Source organism: Mangrovimonas sp. sgz306409, from assembly GCF_059735265.1.
Genome location: NZ_JCAPEU010000001.1, coordinates 488510 through 510666, shown reverse-complemented (window position 1 = coordinate 510666; position 22157 = coordinate 488510). Strand labels below are relative to the sequence as shown.

Annotated in this window: 22 protein-coding genes; 4 read left to right on the top strand and 18 right to left on the bottom strand. The window is 38.0% G+C overall.

Translation table 11 applies throughout. The features are described 5' to 3' along the window. Positions 1-3 precede the first annotated feature (3 nt). The 11 genes from AC6I5C_RS02245 to AC6I5C_RS02195 form a co-directional block, all read right to left on the bottom strand. Positions 4-513, bottom strand: a complete 510-nt coding sequence (locus AC6I5C_RS02245; RefSeq protein WP_497903747.1) for a hypothetical protein — start codon at positions 511-513, stop codon at positions 4-6. Continuing rightward, positions 510-1703, bottom strand: a complete 1194-nt coding sequence (locus AC6I5C_RS02240; protein ID WP_497903746.1) for a restriction endonuclease subunit S — start codon at positions 1701-1703, stop codon at positions 510-512. The genes AC6I5C_RS02245 and AC6I5C_RS02240 overlap by 4 nt, the downstream gene beginning before the upstream one ends. Further along, positions 1694-4114, bottom strand: a complete 2421-nt coding sequence (locus AC6I5C_RS02235; protein ID WP_497903745.1) for a type I restriction-modification system subunit M — start codon at positions 4112-4114, stop codon at positions 1694-1696. The genes AC6I5C_RS02240 and AC6I5C_RS02235 overlap by 10 nt, the downstream gene beginning before the upstream one ends. 3 nt (positions 4115-4117) lie before the next feature. Further along, a complete protein-coding gene (locus AC6I5C_RS02230; protein ID WP_497903744.1) occupies positions 4118-4321 on the bottom strand; it encodes a hypothetical protein in 204 nt (67 codons plus the stop codon). Between the two features lie 243 nt (positions 4322-4564). Further along, a complete protein-coding gene (locus AC6I5C_RS02225; protein ID WP_497903743.1) occupies positions 4565-5020 on the bottom strand; it encodes a hypothetical protein in 456 nt (151 codons plus the stop codon). Between the two features lie 3 nt (positions 5021-5023). Then, positions 5024-7129, bottom strand: a complete 2106-nt coding sequence (locus tag AC6I5C_RS02220) for a dynamin family protein (RefSeq protein WP_497903742.1) — start codon at positions 7127-7129, stop codon at positions 5024-5026. Beyond that, positions 7119-8993 (bottom strand): dynamin family protein, encoded by a 1875-nt coding sequence (locus AC6I5C_RS02215; RefSeq protein ID WP_497903741.1) that lies wholly within the window; start codon positions 8991-8993, stop codon positions 7119-7121. Before AC6I5C_RS02215 ends, AC6I5C_RS02220 begins: the two co-directional genes overlap by 11 nt. Positions 8994-9001: 8 nt before the next feature. Then, complete coding sequence (locus AC6I5C_RS02210; RefSeq protein WP_497903740.1) at positions 9002-9391, bottom strand: hypothetical protein; 390 nt, start codon at positions 9389-9391, stop codon at positions 9002-9004. Between the two features lie 5 nt (positions 9392-9396). Further along, entirely contained in the window at positions 9397-11247 is a 1851-nt protein-coding gene (locus AC6I5C_RS02205) for a dynamin family protein (RefSeq protein WP_497903739.1), read from the bottom strand. A 187-nt stretch (positions 11248-11434) separates the two neighbouring features. Next, complete coding sequence (locus AC6I5C_RS02200) at positions 11435-11644, bottom strand: DUF6140 family protein (protein WP_497903738.1); 210 nt, start codon at positions 11642-11644, stop codon at positions 11435-11437. 247 nt (positions 11645-11891) lie between these two features. Next, positions 11892-12089: a hypothetical protein gene (locus tag AC6I5C_RS02195; protein ID WP_497903737.1), complete on the bottom strand. Its 198-nt coding sequence runs from the start codon at positions 12087-12089 to the stop codon at positions 11892-11894. 87 nt (positions 12090-12176) lie between these two features. On the opposite strand from AC6I5C_RS02195, the gene AC6I5C_RS02190 reads away from it, so the two are divergent. Then, positions 12177-13061: a helix-turn-helix transcriptional regulator gene (locus tag AC6I5C_RS02190; protein WP_497903736.1), complete on the top strand. Its 885-nt coding sequence runs from the start codon at positions 12177-12179 to the stop codon at positions 13059-13061. Between the two features lie 34 nt (positions 13062-13095). Here the strand turns inward: AC6I5C_RS02190 and AC6I5C_RS02185 are convergent, their stop codons facing one another. From AC6I5C_RS02185 to AC6I5C_RS02165, 5 genes are all read right to left on the bottom strand, one after another. Beyond that, positions 13096-13536 (bottom strand): hypothetical protein, encoded by a 441-nt coding sequence (locus AC6I5C_RS02185; protein ID WP_497903735.1) that lies wholly within the window; start codon positions 13534-13536, stop codon positions 13096-13098. A gap of 1 nt (position 13537) precedes the next feature. Then, positions 13538-13831 carry a helix-turn-helix domain-containing protein gene (locus AC6I5C_RS02180; protein ID WP_497903734.1) on the bottom strand — a complete coding sequence of 98 codons (294 nt, stop codon included), beginning with the start codon at positions 13829-13831 and terminating at the stop codon, positions 13538-13540. Positions 13832-13909: 78 nt separating this feature from the next. Next, positions 13910-14680: a hypothetical protein gene (locus AC6I5C_RS02175; RefSeq protein ID WP_497903733.1), complete on the bottom strand. Its 771-nt coding sequence runs from the start codon at positions 14678-14680 to the stop codon at positions 13910-13912. A 20-nt stretch (positions 14681-14700) separates the two neighbouring features. Beyond that, complete coding sequence (locus AC6I5C_RS02170) at positions 14701-15990, bottom strand: tyrosine-type recombinase/integrase (RefSeq protein WP_497903732.1); 1290 nt, start codon at positions 15988-15990, stop codon at positions 14701-14703. Positions 15991-16354: 364 nt separating this feature from the next. Continuing rightward, positions 16355-16876, bottom strand: coding sequence for a hypothetical protein (locus AC6I5C_RS02165; RefSeq protein ID WP_497903731.1), 522 nt, complete (start codon positions 16874-16876; stop codon positions 16355-16357). Between the two features lie 520 nt (positions 16877-17396). Between AC6I5C_RS02165 and AC6I5C_RS02160 the strand changes: the two genes are divergently transcribed. Beyond that, positions 17397-18197, top strand: a complete 801-nt coding sequence (locus AC6I5C_RS02160; RefSeq protein ID WP_497903730.1) for a hypothetical protein — start codon at positions 17397-17399, stop codon at positions 18195-18197. Between the two features lie 34 nt (positions 18198-18231). On the opposite strand, the gene AC6I5C_RS02155 is transcribed toward AC6I5C_RS02160, so the two are convergent. Both AC6I5C_RS02155 and AC6I5C_RS02150 read right to left on the bottom strand, forming a co-directional pair. Further along, positions 18232-18948, bottom strand: a complete 717-nt coding sequence (locus AC6I5C_RS02155) for a LytR/AlgR family response regulator transcription factor (protein WP_497903729.1) — start codon at positions 18946-18948, stop codon at positions 18232-18234. Positions 18949-18951: 3 nt separating this feature from the next. Then, positions 18952-20016 carry a sensor histidine kinase gene (locus AC6I5C_RS02150; RefSeq protein WP_497903728.1) on the bottom strand — a complete coding sequence of 355 codons (1065 nt, stop codon included), beginning with the start codon at positions 20014-20016 and terminating at the stop codon, positions 18952-18954. 181 nt (positions 20017-20197) lie between these two features. Here AC6I5C_RS02150 and AC6I5C_RS02145 point away from each other — a divergent pair, with 181 nt between their 5' ends. Together AC6I5C_RS02145 and AC6I5C_RS02140 are read left to right on the top strand one after the other, a co-directional pair. After that, the gene (locus AC6I5C_RS02145) at positions 20198-20623 is read left to right on the top strand and encodes a MotA/TolQ/ExbB proton channel family protein (protein ID WP_497903727.1); all 426 of its coding nucleotides are present in this window, start codon (positions 20198-20200) and stop codon (positions 20621-20623) included. Between the two features lie 45 nt (positions 20624-20668). After that, entirely contained in the window at positions 20669-22135 is a 1467-nt protein-coding gene (locus AC6I5C_RS02140) for an alpha/beta hydrolase family protein (protein ID WP_497903726.1), read from the top strand. Positions 22136-22157: the final 22 nt, after the last annotated feature.

Here is a 22157-nt window from a genome sequence, read left to right as displayed (position 1 = left end):
GTATCAATCTTGTTTTACACGTTTAAAAAACTGTTCATCCTTTTTTAGGTAAAAGGATTGATGGCCAAAGCTAGTATACTCCTTTTGCCAGGCTTCTCTAATAATAGGGTGGTTATTGTACCAGGAGTTCATGCCTGCTTCCCAGGACTGCCATAAATCGTCGTCGATTCGTTTATTTTTATACCAATAAAACTCTTCGGCACAGAGATTAAAATAATCGTTAAGCTTATACCTCCATTTATCGTATTCCAGAGGTTCATGTTCCATTAACTCCTCCAAGGATTTGTATTTGGTGATTTTCTCCAGGTAGCCATTAAAAATGTCATATCGTTTATTGAACTCCCCAAACAGCTCTTTTTGGAGTTGGTGGTTGGATATATTTAATTGGTTTTTATTGAATTTTCTGGTAGAAAACCAAACGGCCACTCCCAGAAAGCCTGTAACGGCAATACTGGCCATGTTGGAATAAAACTCCCAGTTTTCATAAAAGGCGATAGCGCTTACCTCACTCATACCAATCTCGTTTTACCCGTTAACAATTCCTGCATCATGCCTTGTTTAACGGCTTGGTATTTTGCTTTTTTAGTTTCCAATTGCTCAATGTCTTTATCCATATCTGATAGGATTTGTGCAATGGCTTCTTGCTCTTCCTTCGATTCTGGGATGAAGATTTTTATTTTACTAAGTGTGTGTTTATTTAGACTAGGAACACCAGAGGCTTCATTGTAATCTTTCCAATTAATCAATAAGAATTGGTAAAACATATATTTAGGAATACAGTTTGTAAAACCAAATGTGTAAAACAGGGTGTCTACAGTCCAGAATTTTCCTTTGAGATAAGTTGGTTTGTCTATAGTACCTTTCCTTCCTATTCCGACTGATTCACCTTCATATAAATAGTCATCAACATAAGTCATTACCCCTCCAGTTCCATAAACAGGAATTTCTCCATGACCTAAATGTTTGTAGTCCATTCCGCTTCCGAAAGTTAAAAGCTCCCCCAGTTCTTTCTCAATCCACTCCCCTGTAAAACCTTCCAAGCGTTTACCACCTTTATGTGGCGGTGTTAACAACTGCTGCATCGCCCCTTGTTTGATGGCTTTCTTTTTGGTGATGAGTTTATCTAAAGACGTTATAAGGGCATCGACATCGCTTAAGGCTGTGGCTATGGCTTGTTGTTCTTCTAGGGTTGGGGGGAGAGGAACTAACCAATGAATTAAATCACCAACATTAATGTGTTTCATTGTGGTTCCTGTTTCTAATTCTACCAACCTTGCTCTGCCTGTTTTGGAATTAAAATACTGAGCATAAAACCAAGGGTATGCCTTATTAAAATTAAAACGAGATATTATTAATGCATGACAATTACTGCCTTCAAGCTCTTTTGGAACAATGGTCGTCAAACCAACATCACCAGTTTGGACAGTTAGTAAATCACCTTCTCTGAGATTGGATTTTTTATTTTTTTTATGAAATTCTCGTGTTACTTTTTTTATTCCTGTAAAATTAAAAGCATTTTCTTTTACGTTAAAGCCTTGTATATAAGTAACTCCATTTCTAGATTCTGTATAATGAGTTTTTGCCGTACCTACGAAGCCATTTGTCATCATTGTAGTAAGTTCATTCATCGGGACAACATCCCAATCTTTTGGAATTACCCCAACTGCAGATTTTTTATACCCAATTTTTTTCATTAGCTCCATACTAATCCCATCTTTTCAAGGTGAGCACTTACTTTATCTTCCAAAGTCTTGGTGTGGTCATCCAATTCACCTAAAGTGTTTTCATAGCGTTCTGCCAGTTCCTTAATTCGTCCTGTTAAGCGTTGGGAAATGGCATCTATTTCGGTTTGTATGGCCGTTTGTAAACTGGTTAGCCATTTGTCGTCTACTACCAAACGCCGTACTTCGGCTTCTGTGAGTTTGCCGTACTGTGCAAGGGTTAAATCGTCCAGTTCTGTGGCCTTGGCTTTTATAAGCTTCTTTAATTTGGCTTCCGTTTCAAACAATTGCAGTAAGGTTTTGCCAAGTGCAACGGCTTCTTTTTCATCCTTATTCGTCTTATTGTCTTTTAAGAATTTTGTTAAGGTGGTTTTGGTAATGGCACCTTTGTCATTAGTAGCTTCGGCCAGCAAGCCATCCTCGCCAGTGTGTTCTTCACCATAAGCGGTTATTTCGGCCTGCGTACTTTCCAGTTCGGCTTCCTTATCCAACAAAGCTTGATGTTCTTCTGCCAAATAGCGATTAATCACCAATGCCTTTGGTATTAAATCGCAGGTCCAGCCTTTGTCAACTTCCTTGCCTTTACTGTTCTTTTCCAAGATGCGTTTGGTTTTGGCTACCCAACCGTCTTCTACCAACATATATACATCATCTTTCATGGTGTCGTTCCAGTAATCCAGTAGGTGTTGGTACACATCGTAGCGCCCAATAAGGGGCTTGTTGGAGTAACGTTCCAGTAAGTCTTCGGAAACGGTTGTTATAAAGGTTTTTGGCTTAGTGTTTTCGTCAATAGCATGTAATCTATCATTGTTATTGGTGACATATTCCTGGAACAGGGTGTCTAACTGCTGGTTGTATTGTGTAAAATCTGCATGCTCGTAAATGGTAGCCTTGATTTCTGACTTTTCAACATTCAATTTCGAATAGCCTTCGCGAATTGAAGAGAATAGCTCTTTTTTTAGATTCGGATACACTTCCCAATAGCCCTGTAATTCATTGATGTCTTTTTGAGGAATGCCCCCATTTAAGTGTGCATTTAAATCCTGGACATCTTCTTCTTCCTGAGTGTCGATATATCTAGGAATGTTTAAATTGTATTCATTCTTTTCAATCTCACTGTAGGGTACAAATCGAGAGAACTTATCAATTTCCCATTGGCGGTTAAAGGCATCCACAATTTTGTGAATGTCCTGCTCCCGTAATCTGTTTTTATTACCGTCCTTGATAAAGCCTTTGCTGGCATCGATCATGAAAATGCCGTTTCGGTCTTCGGTATGTTCTTTGTCAATAACAATAATACAGGCTGGAATACCTGTACCATAGAACAGGTTGGCAGGTAAACCAATAATGCCTTTGATCCACTTGCGTTCCAGGATGTTTTTACGAATCTCGGCTTCTGCATTCCCACGGAACAACACCCCATGAGGCAAAATAACAGCGGCTTTCCCAGTACTTTTTAAGGAGGCTACAATATGCAGTAAAAAGGCATAATCGCCATTCTTTTCTGGAGGTATGCCGTAGTTTCTGAAGCGGTTAAACTCATCATCCATAGGATTGATGCCGCTTACCCAGTTTTTTACAGAAAAGGGCGGATTGGCTACTACAAAGTCAAAGCGTTTTAGGGAGCCATCAGCTTCCTTAAACTGAGGGGAGGCAATGGTGTTTTTCCCCGCAATTGTCGCTTCAGGATAGCCATGCAACCACATATTCATAATGGCCAGTCCTTTGGTGGCAATGTCTTTTTCCTGTCCGTATAGGGTTAAACCATTAGGGGCTTCATCGGCCACTTTTAACAAGAGGGATGCCGATCCACAGGTTGGGTCATAGGCTGTAAATGATGGCTTATCGGCTTTGTGTACGTCTATGACTTTAGAAAGGATTCGAGACACTTCGGCAGGGGTATAGAACTGTCCTTTACTCTTACCAGACTCGGTAGCAAAATGGCGCATTAAATATTCGTAGGCATCTCCTAGAATATCGTCGTCTTCGGCACGATTGCCCTTAAAGTCAAGAGCTGGATTTTCGAATATGGCAATTAATTTCGATAGCCTGTCCACCTTATCTTTTCCTTCACCAAGCTTTTCATCGTCATTGAAGTCGGTTAATTCCATGGCGCCCTCTAATCCATTGGCTGCAAATAGAGGTCGAAGAATCTCCTTGTTGATACGATCTCCTATGTCTGGTTGCCCTTTTAAAGCCACCATATCGTCAAATGAGGCACCCTTAGGAATGTCTATAAGACTCATTGTGTCCCCAGCATACTTATCGCTTACATACTTTACAAAAAGCATGGTAAGTACATAATCTTTGTATTGAGAGGCATCCATGCCGCCTCGCAATTCATCACAACTTGCCCATAACGAGCTATATAATTCGGATTTTTTTATCGCCATTATTTATATTCTATAAAATTCTTTTATTGATAATTCTGTTTTTGAAGCATGCCACAACAATACAACTAAATCGACCGTATTTGCAATGAAAAGTGCCACTAATGTTGTGGATTTTTGTTTAGCTATTGTTATCGCTTTAAAAACAACAATTTGCTTAACTATTTGAAAGGTAGGGTTAGAAGAAATAAACGTATGATACTTTTTCAATGCAGGGGTTGGTTTGGTCTAAATTTACAAAAAAAGCCAAGAAAATAATGTGGTTTACCGTAATGCTTTTAGCTAAAATATGCGCCAGTTCTATTCTGTTTAAACAAAAAAACCGTTAAAATAAGTTTAATTTAACGGTTTTGGTTTTTTGAAGAGGTAGTATCTCACTAAGTGTGTAAAGTTTAAATATCGGGAGGTTGGGCTCCCGATATTGAATATTTAGACGCTTCCCACTATTGTTGCTCAAGGAATTTTGGAACCTTTTAATATCTGTTCTGCCTTTTTTCGGATGCCTTTATCGGCATTAATAAGCGTTGCTTTTGTCAACTTTAGATCGATATTGTTCCTTGAAACATTGTTTGGAATTGCTAGCCACTCTTCCATCCTAATTTTTCCTTTGGATTGATTGATGGTCCGCAAGGTTACAGATACATTTTCTGGGCAATTAACTACTTCTGCTATTTGCTCATTAGTTAATTGGCCTCTATAGGTCATAAATACCTCCTCTGCTGATCGGATATGTTCGTAATCATATCTGTCTCCACCCCGCAGCGTTTCACCTGTGTAGCAATCTATATACAATGCTAAGCCATCACCACCTCTATTTAAGGCTTCTTTTTGCATTTGAGCCTTAACTTTGGTAAAGACTAAATCAATCTCGGTGCGGTGGTAGGGGCGGTCTTTTACAAGTCCTATCATGTTTTAAATGATTTTTTGTAGCTCCAAATTGTTTTTTTGACTTGGTTTGAAATCTATCATTCTTTCAAGTTGTTTCATTTCTGTAATTTGGGATTCAAGTGTATTCTTTTCTTGCTCCTTTTGGGTTAGTTTCTGGTTAACCTCATTGATTTTTGATTCTTTGTTGGTTTTTTGGTTATTTGCCTCATCTAGAGTGTTTTTGAGGGGTTTGATAAACTCGTCGACTAAAAGGGTTTCAACATTTTTCATAAAATCTTTAAGATTGTTGTTGATTCGCTTTTCTAACCTTTCATATTCTATTAGGTTAAATATTTCATTTATGCTATCTCTCCATTTCTCTTTTTCATTCCCAAAAAGTCTAGATCCCCCTTTTAAAACATAGGACATTGGATTAATAATATTTATTATTTCAAAAATATCATTCCAAATGGATTCACTTTCTTGTTTTCGTTCAATAAATAGATCCGAAAATTGTGTGTCTACAATATTCTGATTTTGAAACCTTGATTTTACAGATCTATTGAAATCTTTAAGGTCGAAGTCGATAAGGAAACGATCTCCAATCATATCACAAATATCATCACTGAATTCCGTGCAAATTTTTATGGTTTTTTCGTTGACTTCTTTATTAAACCTATCTATAGTTCTATTTGAGTTTTTTTCAAGTTTTCTGAATTCATCATCTATTTTGTTTTGTAGTTTGCTATCTTTTCTGAACAAAAAATTATGATCTTCAACATTGTTCAAAATCTTTTCTCGATTTTTATCAACAATATCTTCTAATTCATATTTGAAATCTTTGAAATGTTTTCTCAAGGTTCCCTCAATTTCATCATTTATGTGAATTAGTTTTTTATGAACACGTTTCTCAAGCTTGGAAACTTTATAAATTGTATCCTCGAGTTCATCGTCTGGCATTTTGAGAATCTTTTGCTCATTGCGAAGGTTAGTAAGTTTAGTTGTAAGTTTGTCTATTTCATTCTCCCCAATTTGTTTAATATGATTGATTGGTTTGCGTAAAAGAATTTTGCCTTTGGAATTTAAAACTATGTCTTTTATAGCGTCCTCAAACTCTTTCATTAAACTCTTCCCGTACATTTCCGATTGAGAAGTAATTTCAAAAGTGTCCAGAGCCTTTGTGTAATGGAAGTTTAAGGTCTCATTGGAACGAATTCTCTTAATATCTAGCTTTGACATTAAGGCCATGTTGGCAGAAATCAACATAGGCTTAGTCTCTTTTATAAGCTCACTAATTGTACTGTTGTGGTACTCGTTGCACGCATTAAGTAAGCAACTTTCAATGTTTGCAATCATATTAGATTCCAACTCGCCCTGTGCATAATTGATATCATATTTGTTTATGCCGATTAAAAGCTTGCCCACGCCGACCGATCTTACTTTGTTGAAAATAATATCTTTATCTGTGGCGTCGAATGTTCTACCAGCATAAGTAAGCATGACTACTGCATCTGCTTTTTGTAGGAATTCCACGGTGCGCTTTTCGCGAGATACGATAGGGTCGTTAAACCCGGGAGTATCTACAATTTCTATCCCTTTTAGGTAGTCCAAAGGATATTCAAGTTTTACAGCTTTAGTAATTGATATGTATTTGCCTTCCGCTCCTACATATTCAACTAACTTGTCAATGGTGTCGGTTTTTGTTTGTCCCAAGAAACTTTCCAGTTCATTTTGTATTGGTACAGACCTTTGTACAATTTCCTTTGCTGCTTTTATTTTTGCATCATTATTAGAGTTGTCTCCAGCAAATGACAATAATGAAGTTTGTTTAATATCTTCCCATTCTTCCTTGGTGTAGAATTCTGCTTCCAGTTTTTCTTCTGTGCCGTAAGTGATTGTTGCTAGAGAAGCAGTCATAGGTGTGGTTGCTGCGGGGAGAATTTCATCTTTAAATATCAGTGCGTTTAAAAATGTCGACTTTCCCGCCTTCATTTGGCCAATGACACCAATAGTTAACTTTTCGTTCTCAATATTATAAATAAAAGTGTCATGCTGCTCCTGGGTAATCCATGATAGTTCAAGAGCCTTTTCAGCATATTTTCTGAATTGTATCTTTTTGTTTTGAATATCTTGAAATAAATTAGTTTCCATTGTGTTTAAGTTTTGTGTATTCATTGTGCTTTTTGTTGAGCTCTTTTGAGAGAAAATTGAGTCTATTTTGTGAATTCTTAGCCTCTTGTTGCGCTTTATATATATTCTCTCTTTCTTCAATTGTTTTCTTAAAGTTTGGAATTTCTTTCTTCACAAATATTGAATCACGGTCGATATTTTGAAGTAAACTATTAAAACTGTTAAGGTCTTCGTTTTCAATTACAAGTTTTGTGGCACTCCAACCGAATAGGCCATTGTTTTTTTTAGCTAATCCTTTAATGTCTTTTGTGTTGTTGCTAATGTTTATATTGGCATTGTTGAAATCATAAATTTGCCTATCTGCTTTATTTTCACATTTGTTAAATTCTTTATTTTTACTATTGATATCTTTTTTAAAATGTTCAATTTCTTTTTTCAGAGACTCATTAATGCGTTCAATTAAATGGCTATTTGTACTAGCTTCAATTTTATTGATAGGCTCCATTAGGATAGCTATGTCTTCATTTTGGGAGAAGCGTAATATCTCACTATATTCGATTTTATTCTCATTAGCTGTTTTGGCAATCTTTGCTTCTAAATCATCTAATTCAGGTGTACTCTTGGTATCACATTTGTTGATGATAAAGTAGAGAGGTATTTCATTGAGATGTTTTTGGATAACATCTAGTGAAGTTTGATTAAGGTCCCCTGTATTGGCATCAATAACCCAAAATAAAGCATGGGATTCTCTTACTACTTCAGTGGTTCGGGATATTATTTTGTCACTATTGGAGGCAAATCCAGGAGTGTCTAATATGGATATTTTATCAAGATTTTTATTTTTATAGCTAAGTACAAAATATTTTATTAACGAGGAGAGATTAATTTCATCAAGTACAGATTTTGTAATAGTTTTAAATGCCTTACTGTCAACAGATTTTAGCTCATTACCTGGGGTGAATAGCTGTGTTTTAAAATCTACTCCGTATGAAATATAAGTAGGAATAGCTGTTGTTTCTTTACTGCTTGTTGGTAGTAATACAGCGTTTGGGTCATCTTGTGTAAGAATGCGATTCACTATTGAAGTCTTCCCTGCTGAGAATTCACCAACTATGGCAATTACCTTTTTATTATTAAGCCATGTTTTGCGTTCTGTATTTTCCCATTTCCAAGCCTCTTCGGTTATGTTGTTGAATTCAGGAATGTGTTTGAGGTAAGGTTTTACTTCATCGTTAATAAATGTGACAATTTCATGGGATTTGTTCGCTAGTTCCTCAAAGTTTTGATTTGATATTTTTTTAGCATTTAGGATTGAATTAACTAACTCTAGGGTTTGTTCTTTGTTATTCAACTTTTCCTTTTTAGTTTCTAACTCTGTTTTTAAGCTTTCATTTTCTTCTGCCTGCTTTCGAAATTCTTTATTTGTAATCCTGAGACGATCTTCATGCTCTCTCAGTTCTTCATTCAATTTGGAAATTTTCTTATTGGAAGTCTCTAGGTCATCTTCTAGTTCCTCAATGTCATCCTCCAATTTTCTGATTTTTGCTCTAAATTTAGTGTCGTCAACTTTGTTTTCTTTTTGGATCACAGCAATCTCTGGACTTTGGTCCATCCGTGTTTTTAGTTGATTGTGAGAGTTGCCGTTAATTGAAGGAGCTTCAAGATTGTACCTTTGTTCTTGGACTTCGTTTTTAAGTTTTCCTAAGGTTTCATTTCCATTGGTTGTTTTTTTGATATATTCAGAGCTATGATCTTCAATTTCTAATTTCGGATCGCTTTCCTCTTGGCTTGAAGGGGTGGTCCTGTTGTTTTTAATTCTATAAAAAACGATAAAAACTAATGAAGCTACGACAGCGCCTGTAATGAGGTAAACAACGTTTTCCATAGTTTGAATTATTTTGTCAATTTTTGTTTCAATTCTTCGATTTCGGACTTTCTTTCTGCATAAAGCTGTTCGAAATCATTAAGTTGAGTTTTGTATTCGGCTACTTCCTGTTGTAATTGCCTGTTTTGTTTCTTGAGTTTTTCTAGCTCATAATTGGTGTCTTCGAGTTTGTTCTCGAGCGTGTCATTTTTCTTTTTTAGCTTGATAGAGGATTGGTTTATATCTTCTAACTCATTGTCTTTATGACGAAGTTCTGATTTAAGATTGTTTAGTTTATTTTGTAGCTCGCTAACTTCATTATTATTGGTATTTGACACGACAGAAGACTTGCTTCCTTGGATGAGGTTGCAAGCTAAATAGCCTGCAACCGCTCCTGCTCCTAAATATATTATTCCCATGTTGTTTAATTTAAGTATTCAATATATCCCTTGTAGTTTTGAAGGGTTTCTTTTAATTTTTCCGTTTCAATAATATGTAGCTCCTTTAGCTCTTGAAGAGCTTCCGATTGCTGGTCAATATATTGCTTGGCTTCATTTTTTAAGTTATTTTCAGATTCTTGTAAAATTGAAACAGAAATATTGTCAAGTTTGGATTTGAACTGTGGTAACAGGCTATCTTCAATATAATCCTGAATCATTTTGCGTCTTTGTGGTTTACCCCAAGAGCCGTCTCCAGCTTTACTTACGAACCTTTCAACAAATCCTTCTTTTTCGGAGTTGTTCATCATGGTGTCTATTTTTTGTTCGTATTGATTTATCGCATCATAACTTTGTTTTGCGGATTCAATGTGGCCTTGGATTTTTTGTTTGGCAGCCATTAATTTTGCCATACGCCTATTAGATGCGATACTTGCAACATCTGTGGCGGCATCGACTGCGTTAATTGCTGTTGCTGTAGTGACCGCTGCCCCTGCAGACCCAGCTGCAGTAGCTCCGGAAGCCGCGGCTATTGCTGCTGGTGCTGCCACTATTGCTGCGCCAACAGCGGCAATGGCGCCGCCAATTTTCAGTCCCGTAGACCATTTTTTAGTTGTTTCTTTCCCAGCGCTATAAAGGTCTATACCGTACTCTAAACTGCTTATTTGGAAAGCTGATACATCTATGTTCTCTAAAGTTCGAAGACTTATTTCTGAATTTTGACCTTTTTTGTTTTTGGCTACTTCAATAAAGCGAGATCTAATCATGTTTTGATATTCGGCAAAGACAATTGTTGCAATGCTATTTACAGCAGATTGCGCTTTGATGTCCATGTTGGCGTCTCTAGTTTGGATTATTCCATCTAGTTTTTCTGAAATTGCATTTTCAAATTTTCTTGATGAAATCCTTTGAATGTCATTTGCCTCCTGATGCATATCGGAAGATACTGAATCGATAAAGTTCATTATTTTATCAAGTTGCCTAGATTTATCCTTGAGTTTTTGTTCGATTTCAGAACTTGTGTTACTGTTTTTAATTAACTCTTGAATATATTCTTTCATGTATTGACAAGTTGCTTCGACTCTATAATCAAGAACAGAGGATACTATCTCATTTTTTTTGTTGTATATTTCATCTAGCAGGGTGTAAAATTCATCTAGTTGATTTTCCTGGGATGAAATGGTAATCATTTTGTTAATAGGAAATTCGATATTCTCCGAGATGTATGTTTTAATTGCGTTAAGTTCTTCGCTTGTTTTGGTATCCGCTTTAGTAATTACCAAGAAAATGTTCAGATGCGTTAACTTTTGTACTGTTAGAAAATCTAATAGTGATTTTGTAATTTGTTGGTTAGCATCGATGCATAATAGTAAGGCATCTGCGTTAGGCAAGTATTTGCTTAAGGCTTCTTGATGTTTTGGATCATTTGATGAAAGCCCTGGAGTGTCTACTATTATTGTTCCTGAATCAATTTTTTGACTAGTGTCGTAAATTTTAATTTTCTCAACGCCTTCTAAGTTGTCATTCTTGATCGTGGTAATGTCTTTAATGGTGGTAGGTTCTCCTTTGAGAGAGATTAGTTCTGCATGCTCTTGTTCATTCCCAAAATAAATTTCGTAAATTACTGAGGTAACTGGTTTCGAGGCAGTTTCAAGTTTGTTGCCTTCTGTTAATCTGTTAATAAGAGTTGTTTTTCCAGAACTAAATTCGCCTACTATTGGAAGGACAATGTTTTTGTGTTCAGATTCAAATGTTTTTTGAATATAAGTCAATTCCGATGCAACATCAATTAAATTTACTTCTGTTGCTATTTCGATGAGTTTGGTTAGGTCTTTCATTTTTATAATTGTTCTTTGGTAATAATTAATTGTAATTTTTGTGTTTCAGCCTGTTGTTGGCCAAAGGGTTTTAATACAAGACAATTTTAAGTTAGTATTGTGTCCAAATAGATGGATGTTGATAGGGTATGGCTCGTTAGAAAACTGACATTTGCAGGCGAGCTGCTTCCTCGAACATAAGGACTGTTTATATGGTTTTGTATTCCAAATATCCAGGGCTTAAGTATCCCTCTGCTTTTAAATCAAGTCCATGAACACGAAGAAAAGCCTTGTGGATTTTTTCTGCTTCATCAAAAGGGTTAGAAAACATTGAACTTATTTGTACGCTTAGACCGCGATCTACGTATTCTCCATTTAGGTTAAATGGATGTTTGGTTTTGACTTCAAAAGTAGCCATATGTATATTGGTTTTGGTTGGTTTAGCTGGTTCTGTTGGGATCCTGGGTTTTCAGGAAGTCAACAGCGGTTACAATTTAAATTTTTTTTACTAAATAACACCCTACAAATAGAAGTAATATCTTACTTGTTGTATGTTAGTTTATTAGGGTTGGAGGTTCGTGAGAATTTCCCAATTTAGGTGGCTTAATAAGGATTGTTATGCGCGTTCATTTTTGAACTTTTATCCTATTTTAACTATTTATTAGTTATTCATCTAGATATTTTAACAATCCAGTTATCAAAATAGATGTTCCTACGCCAATTAATAAGGCTGTATTTTTATCGGAATTTGTGTGCTTGGCAATCGCTAGGGATGCCATGGCAGATGCGGATACGATTTCGTTAATGGATTGTAAAGTGTTTTGAATTGAATTGTCGTTTTGAAATGTTGTTTTAAGTGCCATAAGATGTTGTTTTTGATGTTTGAGCAAACTTAAAACCTTATTTTCCCATATTTTGGGACGGCTAAAAAAAAGATATATATTTGAATTATGAGTACAGCAACAATAAGGCATTTAAGGATACTGAAACTGTTGGAAAACAATGAGTTTTTAACAATCCCAATGGTGGAGTTTGAATATCAAAAAAAAGGAATAAAGTATGGCAAAAGTCAATTTTACAGGGATATTGATTTCCTTAGGAATAGGGGGTACTGTATAAAAAATGATAATAATGGCTCGTTCACATTGGATAGGGATTTGACCAAAGATTACGATTTTTTGTCACACTATTTTAAACATTTGGCAATGGCAGCTTTATGTGAGCGGGCTGTAGAGCTGGATTCTGATTTTTTAAGGTACATTCAATTCGATAGAAATAGTAATACGGTTTCAAATTTTTCCATATTCACCACCATTTTTGAAGCCATATGTAACAAACGTTCCATAAGTTTTTCTCACCACAGTTTTTACCATAAGGGCAAGGTAGAGGAGTATAAGTTGTCTCCCTATTTTCTAAAGGAGTATAAAAATAGGTGGTATGTTGTGGGTGAAACTAAGAAAGGGATTAGAGCTTTTGGATTGGATAGGGTAAGTGGTTTGGTGGTGAATGATGAGGTTGTGCCTTCGAAATTCGAGAAGGCAATGGAGGCGTTTGAGAACACGGTAGGCTTAAACCATAGCGAGCATGATTTAGGAATAATTCGGCTATCCATAGATAGTAGCCAAAGGCCTTATTTGGAGTCTTTGCCGATCCATAGTACTCAGAAAATATATGAAGATAAAAATGGAAGGTTTGAGCTTACGCTATTCGTTAAATATAACTTTGAGTTGAGGCAGGAGCTTTTAAAATATGGCAGTTATCTAAAGGTGCTGGAGCCTGAATGGATTCAGGACGATTTTCGAAATGAACTCAAAAAAGCACTTGAGCTATATTGATAAAGCGATTTAGGAAGTGGTTTTAAAAAAGTCGCTACTGATACTCCCAAGGAAATTGGGTGGAGTTGTTTTGCTGGATCATTTGCTTTAGCTCGTAAATGGCTCTATTGAGTTCTGCGATGTCTTGTTTTGTTGCGGGCAGGGTGTGGGGCGCAAAGAACTTTTTTGTGCCATATTGAATAGCATCTGCGGCTAGATTCCCTATGGTGGAGTTGGAAATTGCGGGAAGGTTGATTTTGTTTAGCTTTTCATTGACTTCATTCAGTTTGGCGTCCATTTCCTTTGAGGGGACTGCTAGTCCTGTTTCTTGTTCTTTATTTTGTTCAGAAGACTTTTGATAATGGCCTGAAACGTATTTGTAGTTATTGCGTTTGTAGCTAGCTAAAGTTTTGCAGCTGGCGCAGCAATACAGTTGATTGCGGCGCCTGGCTCTAAATTTTTCTTGACAATGCTTGCAGTGTTTTATGATTTTCATGTTACGATTGTTTTACAAGTTTCTTGAAAATATCACTCTTTTTGTAGTAGACACGGTTTCCTAAGCGGTATGAAGGGAGGATGCCATTTTTTCTCCAGTTCCATAAAGCTTGTTTGGAGCATTTAAGAAATGCAAGGGTTTCTTCAACCGACATTAACTCTTCTTGGTCTTGAACTTTTTCAAGTTGAGTCTTAGCTTGTTGGAATTCTTTAAATTTTGCTTCCACAGCATTCGAAATATGGTTCGAAAGCTCTTCTGGTGAAGTGTTGTGGATGATTATTTGACTTGTGTGCATTTTACTCTATTTAATTGGTTTGCTGATGCAAAGGTTTAAATAAATGGAGTTTTATCGGGTGTCATAGGGTATTGATACCTAACCTAAACGTCCAGAATTTGGAATGTTAAAATCTTCATTGTCAAAAGATTCTTTAAGCTCTATGTGCTTTTCGGAATCGGTATTTAAGTAGGCTCTAAAGGTGTTTATGGATCCTTTTTGTAATTGAAAGGATTTAAGTATTTGCCTAGAAAGTTCTGTTAAGTTAATTTCATTGTCATTTCCTATAGGCGGAGTTATATAACCTTGGTCGATAAAGGCTCTTACAAAGAATGCTAGATGGCTAGGTTTACCGTTCCATTTAAGTTGATCAGGGTTTTCTAGAGAAGTGTTTTCCGTTAAGAACTGCTTTGTTATGTGTTTTCTTTCACTTAAGTCTTCTTTTAGTTGGCCAAAGGCTGCCTTATGGTAAAGAAGGTCTAATGTGTAACGATTGTTTTTTATTGTGCCCTCAGTTTCAACAAAACCATCTTCTAAAGGGTGTTCGTTGTAAAAGCTTCCGTTGCCTTCGAAAGAAGGTCTGCAGTTATTGATAATGTTTTCTATCAATGGGATGACTTTAAGTTGTATGGTCTTTAAAAATTTGGCGGGATTCTCTGAGTTCTCATACTGGGTGAATAGAAAATCCTCTAACTCCAAAATATCGATGTCAAAATAGCCTTTTTGCATAAAGGCCATTAAGTAGATGTCCTTGTCTAGCTTTGGAAGATAGTAGTTGTAATTGTTTAGTAGGTATTCAGGTGTCGTATCGTTGTTTGCTTTACGATCTTTGTAAGGGGTCTCGTCGATGGCAAATATATTTTGGTACATAATAAATAAGTTGGTTTAGATTATTGAAAAAAGGAAGAGTCGGCAATTTTTACAGCTCTTTCCTGAGGGGTAACTTTAATGTAATTATAAAATTCCTTTTCGGTAGTATGTCCGCTTAAGGCCATTATATCTATAACGGGCATTTTTGATAAATAGGCATTGGTACAGAAGGAACGTCTTGCTGTGTGGGTTCCTATGAGATCGTATTTGTTTATGGGGTCTTCCTTGATGTTGCCGCCAATCGTCTTTTTTGTGATGACGATATCTTTGATTTTTGCTTTCCTGCCTACTTTTTTAATGTATTCATTAATTTGTTGGTCAGCCATTTTTTTTGGTAAACTCCCGTTGTATCGTTCTTTCATTATGGATTTTATTTTTGGATGAACTGGGATAAAAACGGTCTTTTTTGTTTTTTTCTGATATATTTCAAATACCTCGTTTCCATTGAAGGTTTTGATGTCTTTGGTGGATAGGCCGTTATAATCCGAAACACGTTGTCCTGTATAATAGCCTATTAAAAAAATGTCTCTTGCACGTTCCCAATCCTTGTTAAAGGAAAGATCTAAATTGTATAGATCGTCAATTTCTTGTGTAGTTAAATATATAGAGGTTGTTCTTTCGGAAACACGTTTAAAATCACGGTGTTTGTATTTTAAGTTGGAATTAATGCCGTCTTCCGTAGCTCTGTTCATCAAGGCTATGATGTTTTTAATGTGTTTTCCAATGGTGTTTAATGAGTAATCTTTTTCTTCTAAAAAGCTGACAAACGAATAGTAGAACTTCATGTCAATTTTGTCAAAGTCTAATCCAAAATTGTAAGCCTTGTTGAAGTCTTTTAGTTGTTTAATGGTCTGCTTGTATGCTCTTACGGTGATAAGGTTCAATTTCATTGCAGAAGCACTAATTTGATTGCCTTCGTGAATTTTTACAAACTCATCGGCGTAGCTTAAAAAAGTAATTGTAGGAGGGGCGGTTTCCTCTTTCCTTCCCATGATGTCGTCATATATGGATTTGAGCACCAATTTATTTTGTTTGTCATGGTCTTCGAGGATAGAAACCTCTTTGATGAACTTAGATTTTATTTCTAAGAGCCGACTATTGATTTCTTCCCTGTTATCGATTGTGGATATAGATCTTACTCTCTGGTTTCCGTTGTCCCAAAATTTTGGAAGGATTTTGTATCCAGTAGAATATTTTAGACGATTCCCTCTTCCAAAACTGTATTCAAAGAGGATGGGTGTCTCTTTTTTTGACGTTGTTTGCTTCAATCGATACGCGACGGTTCCTGTTGTTAATTTTATATTACTCATCTTACAAGATTTAAAAAAGGGGGCAACATAAGGGGCAACAATTTTGTTTAATTTATTGTAATCCAAAATTACATAAAATATTTCAATAATCGCCAAAACCTTTTAAAATAAGGGCTTGTGGCGTTTGTTTTTATAAAATGGTGTAACGTAGATTTAAGTAAAATATGGTCCAGGTGGGACCACAATTAAAAAGCTTTGCAGTGATGCAGAGCTTTTTTTATTCCTATAATAACGGTTGTTATTTTTGAATTTTTCTGTATGGTTGTTTGGATTTTTGGCTGAGGTGTCTGAACTTGACCTTAGGATGACCTTAGGATGACCTTAGGATGGAAATAGTGTTTTAAACAAGACTAAGCTATAATGACTATGAGTCATTGGTTGGTTTGTTGTCTTTTGAAACACGAGGCATTAAATCTTCAATAACCTTGATTTGGTTTTCTGGTTTTTTGGACTGTTCCAAGAATTCAACAAATTCTTTTGAGAAAGATTGCCGGTGGATTTGCCACCATTCCTGTATGCCCTTAAGGTGAAAATAGGAAATGATGGTATTCCGGTTGCTTACCCAAAGCCAGGGCTCCAGGACTTTCATCTTGTTTTGGTAATAGAGGTTTTCCCAAATGCGGAAGAGTTGGATGTACAGGAAATTGGAGGTCCTTTTATCGTCTTCATTTAGGGTGTTCCAAGACTTGGTGCCTTTTTCGAACAGTTTTCCAAGGTCTTTATCCGCAATTAATTGGTGGAGGAACTCTCTGTTGGAATTGGCAAAAGAGTCGTAGAAGTTGGAGCGGACGGCCAGGGTGTTCTTTTTGATTTCTATGGCAAGAAAGATTACCGAAATGATGAGCCCAATGGATGTTAATAGATTGATTGCTAACTCTAAGCTCATGTTGTACAATGTGTGCTGTGGGTTAGTTTAGGGTGGTTTGAAGTGGGTGTACCTTAGTCCCTTAAAGATAATGAATGTGTGGCGATTTTTGTGGGTTGGATGAGCTTGTTTTTACATCCCCTTTGGTCCCCCTTCGAAGGGGGAGTTGGTTTGTTATATTACCTACAAAATAATTTCCACATATGCAATAGGTTGACACGTTGTGACACATACTGACACGTTATGACACATAGAGACCTGTTAAGACCCGTTGAGACCTCTCCTGACACACACTTGCCATTTTTAAGGGGTTTTGTTCGAGGATTGCTCGGGGTTTGTTCGTGTACGGCTTTGTCATATTTGGTTGAGAAGGGACTTTGGGCGAACAATGTCTTATACAAGTTTAGGTAATGGTAAGTGAAGTGGTTTGAAGGAGGTTTTCATATGAAGTGATTTGTAGGTGAAGTGGAGGTGATTTTGTAGGAAAATAAATTATGTTTGTCATGATGATCTCAAGGTTAAGCACTAGAATTATACATATATGATAGGATTGTTGTTAATTTCGGCAGTGACACTGCTGTTTTGGATTATTGCAATTTTAAAGCCCAACGAAACGCAGAGTAAAGAAAAGGCGACTAAGAGAGATGCTAAGTCTACAGTAGGGGCCGGGAATGATTCCGAAAGTACTGTCGTATTATCTGGTGAGAAAACAAAGGAGGGAGGTCTTATTTCTGCTGAAGAAGCGGATGAGCAACTAGCAGCCATTGCAATTGCAGCCCGAAACGTTACACCAACAGTTATAAGTCCTAAAACGGAATTAACCCCTAAGGAAGAAGTGCTGCCTAAAGAAAAACTAGGCTCTAAAGTAGTGTTAACATCCGGTTTTGAGAATGGGAGGTATCGTGTGTTTCAGGAGTATGTTATTGATGGCAAGCACTACACTTATGGGTTTCCAAAATCCAATTGCCCAGATAAAAGGGTTTGGGTAGGTCTTGGAAAGCGGGAATTGGAGCGTATATCTATTAAGGAGACTAAAAGACGACTTAAGGGAAGGCCCATCCCTGTACTAGTTTATTATCGCAATGGATTTGATAGGGATTTTAGCGTGCTGGATGATACCTATGAGGAAGATGATGATTTCGAGTTTGATTTTGATGATTACGATGATGACTTTGAATTTGATTTTGGGTATGATGACTATGATTCCGATGATGTTGGAGGTTATGATGACTTTGGAGGCGGGGATAGTTATGGCGGTGGCTACAGTGACTACGGTGGCGATTTTAGCGATTATGGTGGTGGCTATGCAGATTCCGGAGGTTTTGATGGTGTGGCTGACTAGTTGTTTTCAGTCTAAAGGCATTCAAATAATTATTCTAAAACCGCTCCAACACACTTAACACATCTTTTTTATAGCTACGGCTGATGGACAGGGCCTTGTTTTGAACGATGATTTCGTCGTTGGTAAAGGAGGCAATGTGCTTGATGGCGATGATATAGGAACGGTGGATGCGCAAAAACTTCTCTGAGGGCAGTTTGGCTTCGATAGCGCTAATGGTTTCGCGCGTGACGATGGTTTGGTTGCCCAGATGTATTTTAAGGTAGTCGCTATAGCTTTCAATATAGGTAATGACTTCAAAATCTATTTTTATCATGCGTCTGTCGGCCCTAACAAACATAAAGTTGGGTGCTTCTGTTGGAGCTGATGGGCTAGGGGTGTTTTCGGTATGGGTTTCAAAATAGTTGTTGACGGCCTTTAATAACCTGTCAAAGGAAATGGGCTTTAGAAGGTAATCAACAGCTTGTAGCTCGAAGCCTTCTACGGCATAGTCCCTATAGGCAGTGGTAAAGATGATCTTGATGTTTTTGTTGATGGACTTGGCAAAGGCAATCCCCGATATTTCTGGCATGTTGATGTCCAGAAACACCACATCTACTTCCTGCTCACGAATGCACTGAAAGGCCTCGATGGCGCTGCTGCAACTGGCCACTACGTTTACATTGGGGATTTTGGACAGGTGGGTCTGGATGACTTCCCTGGCAATGGCTTCGTCATCTACAATGATACAGGATATGGTGTTTTGGTTGTGCACGTGCTAGTGTAACTGTAGTTGTAACTGCACCTTAAAAATATCACTTTCATTTTGGATATGCAGGGTGTAGTTGTCTTTATACAATAAATTAAGTCGTTTTTTGATGTTTTCCAGTCCGATGCCTTTTTTGGAGGAGGTATGCCCTTTTTTATGGGTGTTGTCTATGTTGAAATGCAGGGTTTGGCCTTGGCACTCCAAGTGGATGTTGATATGGAGCTTGCCTTGGTGTAGGGTTCCGTGCTTAAAGCTGTTTTCAACAAAGGGCACCAATACCATGGGGGCCATGGTGAGGGTTTCGGGGATGTTGTTGCTGGTGAACTGCAACTTCAGGGTTTCGTTGAAGCGCATTTCCTCGAGGGCAATATAGTCTTTAATGTGCTCTATTTCTTCTGTTAGTAATACGAAGGGTTTGTCGGCCTGATACAGCAAATAATCCAAGAGGTTGGAAAGTTTTAGGATCATTTCTGGGGTTTCGTCGGCCTTTCTAAGGGCAAACCCGTACAGGGTGTTGAGGGTATTGAACAGAAAGTGGGGGTGGATTTGCATTTTGAGGTACTGCAGTTCCTGTTCCTTGAGCTTAAGTTGGGTTTCCAGAATTTGGGTTTGGAGCTTTTTGGTTCTTTCGGCATGTTCCAAATTTAGCTGCAAGAGTTTGTAGGCGCTTACCAAAATGACAATTAAATATACGCCAGAAGTTACCAAGATGATGTTTTTGGTAACGGGGTTCATCTCGTTGTAATTGAAGTGGGCCAAATAGATCAAGCTAAAGAAAATGGAAAGCATGATGAGGTAGCCCGAAATGATGAGCGTGTAGCAGCTATACAATGCAAATTTGCCGTAGCGTTTGGGGATTAAATACTCTGGAATGAGCTTGTAAATGGACACGTAGGTGGTGGCGATGGTAATGGGCATTAAAAAAGCCGAAAACAGTAGGGCGTTGTGGAAATCTTTGCTTTGTGAGCCAAAGAAATAGGTAAAGAACAGCAGGACCAAGCACCAAAATAGGAGGTGCTTAAGGCTGCGTGCCAAGGTTTTTAAAAGGATTTGTTTTGAAAGGAGGCTGCTCATTACCTTACAATGATACAACACTTTTTGGCAGGATGGTTGCTTTTGTAGACGGATGACCAATTTAGCGGGGGATTCGACCTACGGTTATATTGGGAGCTAATTTGGTTGTTCGTCGCATTTTGGATTATCTTGTGCCTGTATGGCGTAAGTTTGGGGTGTATTCATTCAAAAAACGAACGTTATGAACCCTTTAGCAATGTATGTTTTCAATCGCTTTTTAATCTTTGGCTCTATTGTAGACCGTTTTAATGAGGGTGGTCCGCTTATGATGTCGCTTATTTTAATCTGTTTTGTGTTGTCGCTGTTCTTTTTGGCGAAAGGCTTTATGGGCTTGAAAGGCCATTTGGAGCAGTCCCAAAAAATGCTGCGTTTGGCTATCGATAGCAGCCTATTGGGCCTGGTGATTGGCTTTTTGGGCTCCATTATTGGTTTGATTATGGCCTTTGATTCCATTGAAGCCATGGGCGATGCCGAACCTGCTATTTTTGCTGGTGGCCTAAAGGTGTCCTTGCTTACGGCTACTTTTGGCCTGTTTACCTTTGTGGTTTGCCGCTTGGGCATTTTGGTGTTGAGAGGTTTGATTGCCAATCAAGAGCCTAAGGCTTAACCTGCTTGTCTTCACTTTGTTTTAATTAGAGCTCCTTTATTGTTTATGAGAATTTTTGAAATCCTCCTGTTGGCGGCAGTCACCCTATTGCCTTTTGCGAAGCGTCCTTTGCTGCGCCGCATCCATGCCGATTATGCCTTATTGTTTTTATGGGTGTTGTTGGCCTTGCACTTGATTGTGGAAGGGTGGCGCTGGCAGATGGTCCCGGCCTATGTGTTGTTGGTTTTTATTTCCTGGAGGCTGAAGGTGGTGGATGGTTTTGCCCCCGTAAAGTTCTCGTGGTTTCGAGGGCTTGGGTATGTTTTGTTGTGTTTGTGGTTGGTAATAGGATGGGTGCTGCCTATAGTGTTGCCGGTGTTTTCGTTACCAGAACCACGAGGCTCCTATCAAGTGGGGACGGCTTTGATTTATGAGCAGACCGATAGGGACGAAGTGATTACCGAAGCCCCCAACGATAAAAGGGAACTGTTGTATAAGATTTGGTACCCCAGTGAGGCGGCTATCACGAATATGAAAGCAGAGCCTTATGTGGACAAAGCAAGCCGGGCGGGGTTTGCAACCAAATACGGCTTGCCGCCAGCGGCCTTGGATTATTTGGATAAGGTGCAGACGTATGTGTATCCGGGGATTTCGGTGGCTTATGGACGCTTTCCTGTGTTGTTGTTTTCGCACGGGTATGGCTCGAAGGCCACAGGGTATTATGCCTTGTTGACGGAGCTGGCCAGTCAAGGATATATTGTTGTGAATATGAATCATACTTATGAAAGTTTGGGGGTGAGCTTTTCGGATGGGCACTCTGCTTCTTTTGATTATGATTATCAACGAAGGATTTCGGCGAATGCCATGGCGACTATAGAACCGATTGCTACAGCTTTTAAACAAGGATTGAATTATGAGGAGCGGCATCCTGTTGTTAGGGAGGCTATCAAGGATTATTTTGAAGGCGCTATTCAAGAGCGTTGGGCTGAGGATGTGATAGGCACCATAGATTTATTGGAGGAATGGAATGCCAAAGGACCACTTAAGGGAGCCTTGGATTTGGAACGGCTTGGGGTTTTTGGGCATTCGGTAGGAGGTGGTGCGGCAGGAAAGGTAGCCATGAACGACAAGCGCATAAAGGCCGCGGCCAATTTGGATGGGATTCAGTGGGGGACGATGATAGACAGCAGTTATCATGTGCCGTATCTCTATCTCTCTGCCGATTGGCCTGCAGAGCATGAAGATATCAATGCCCATGTGTATGCCCATAAGAGTCAAGATTTGTTTTATGAATGCAAGCTCCTGCAGTCTGGACATCCCAATTTTATGGACATTCCGTTTATGGTACCCGTGCCTGCGCTGGCTGGCACTGGAACTATCAATCCTTATGAAGGCATGGAGATAACCAGTAGACTAGTCGCTTCTTTTTTTGATACCCATTTAAAGCAGTTACCCAATACTGAGCCTGAAAAGCTGAGTGCTATTTATGACTTGTTGGAACTGCGGGTTTATGAGGGAGGATTGACAAGGTGATTTTTTTGAAGGGTTCGGAATT

Bases quoted from the DNA above. Each gene is read 5' to 3' on its own strand.
- AC6I5C_RS02200 (WP_497903738.1), bottom strand. From the start codon at position 11,644: ATGGCTACTTTTGAAGTCAAAACCAAACATCCATTTAACCTAAATGGA.
- AC6I5C_RS02225 (WP_497903743.1), bottom strand. From the start codon at position 5,020: ATGATAGGACTTGTAAAAGACCGCCCCTACCACCGCACCGAGATTGAT.
- AC6I5C_RS02180 (WP_497903734.1), bottom strand. From the start codon at position 13,831: ATGCACACAAGTCAAATAATCATCCACAACACTTCACCAGAAGAGCTT.
- AC6I5C_RS02160 (WP_497903730.1), top strand. From the start codon at position 17,397: ATGATAGGATTGTTGTTAATTTCGGCAGTGACACTGCTGTTTTGGATT.
- AC6I5C_RS02235 (WP_497903745.1), bottom strand. From the start codon at position 4,114: ATGGCGATAAAAAAATCCGAATTATATAGCTCGTTATGGGCAAGTTGT.
- AC6I5C_RS02175 (WP_497903733.1), bottom strand. From the start codon at position 14,680: ATGTACCAAAATATATTTGCCATCGACGAGACCCCTTACAAAGATCGT.
- AC6I5C_RS02145 (WP_497903727.1), top strand. From the start codon at position 20,198: ATGAACCCTTTAGCAATGTATGTTTTCAATCGCTTTTTAATCTTTGGC.
- AC6I5C_RS02245 (WP_497903747.1), bottom strand. From the start codon at position 513: ATGAGTGAGGTAAGCGCTATCGCCTTTTATGAAAACTGGGAGTTTTAT.
- AC6I5C_RS02150 (WP_497903728.1), bottom strand. From the start codon at position 20,016: ATGAGCAGCCTCCTTTCAAAACAAATCCTTTTAAAAACCTTGGCACGC.
- AC6I5C_RS02170 (WP_497903732.1), bottom strand. From the start codon at position 15,990: ATGAGTAATATAAAATTAACAACAGGAACCGTCGCGTATCGATTGAAG.
- AC6I5C_RS02190 (WP_497903736.1), top strand. From the start codon at position 12,177: ATGAGTACAGCAACAATAAGGCATTTAAGGATACTGAAACTGTTGGAA.
- AC6I5C_RS02140 (WP_497903726.1), top strand. From the start codon at position 20,669: ATGAGAATTTTTGAAATCCTCCTGTTGGCGGCAGTCACCCTATTGCCT.
- AC6I5C_RS02205 (WP_497903739.1), bottom strand. From the start codon at position 11,247: ATGAAAGACCTAACCAAACTCATCGAAATAGCAACAGAAGTAAATTTA.
- AC6I5C_RS02215 (WP_497903741.1), bottom strand. From the start codon at position 8,993: ATGGAAAACGTTGTTTACCTCATTACAGGCGCTGTCGTAGCTTCATTA.
- AC6I5C_RS02210 (WP_497903740.1), bottom strand. From the start codon at position 9,391: ATGGGAATAATATATTTAGGAGCAGGAGCGGTTGCAGGCTATTTAGCT.
- AC6I5C_RS02220 (WP_497903742.1), bottom strand. From the start codon at position 7,129: ATGGAAACTAATTTATTTCAAGATATTCAAAACAAAAAGATACAATTC.
- AC6I5C_RS02165 (WP_497903731.1), bottom strand. From the start codon at position 16,876: ATGAGCTTAGAGTTAGCAATCAATCTATTAACATCCATTGGGCTCATC.
- AC6I5C_RS02240 (WP_497903746.1), bottom strand. From the start codon at position 1,703: ATGGAGCTAATGAAAAAAATTGGGTATAAAAAATCTGCAGTTGGGGTA.
- AC6I5C_RS02195 (WP_497903737.1), bottom strand. From the start codon at position 12,089: ATGGCACTTAAAACAACATTTCAAAACGACAATTCAATTCAAAACACT.
- AC6I5C_RS02185 (WP_497903735.1), bottom strand. From the start codon at position 13,536: ATGAAAATCATAAAACACTGCAAGCATTGTCAAGAAAAATTTAGAGCC.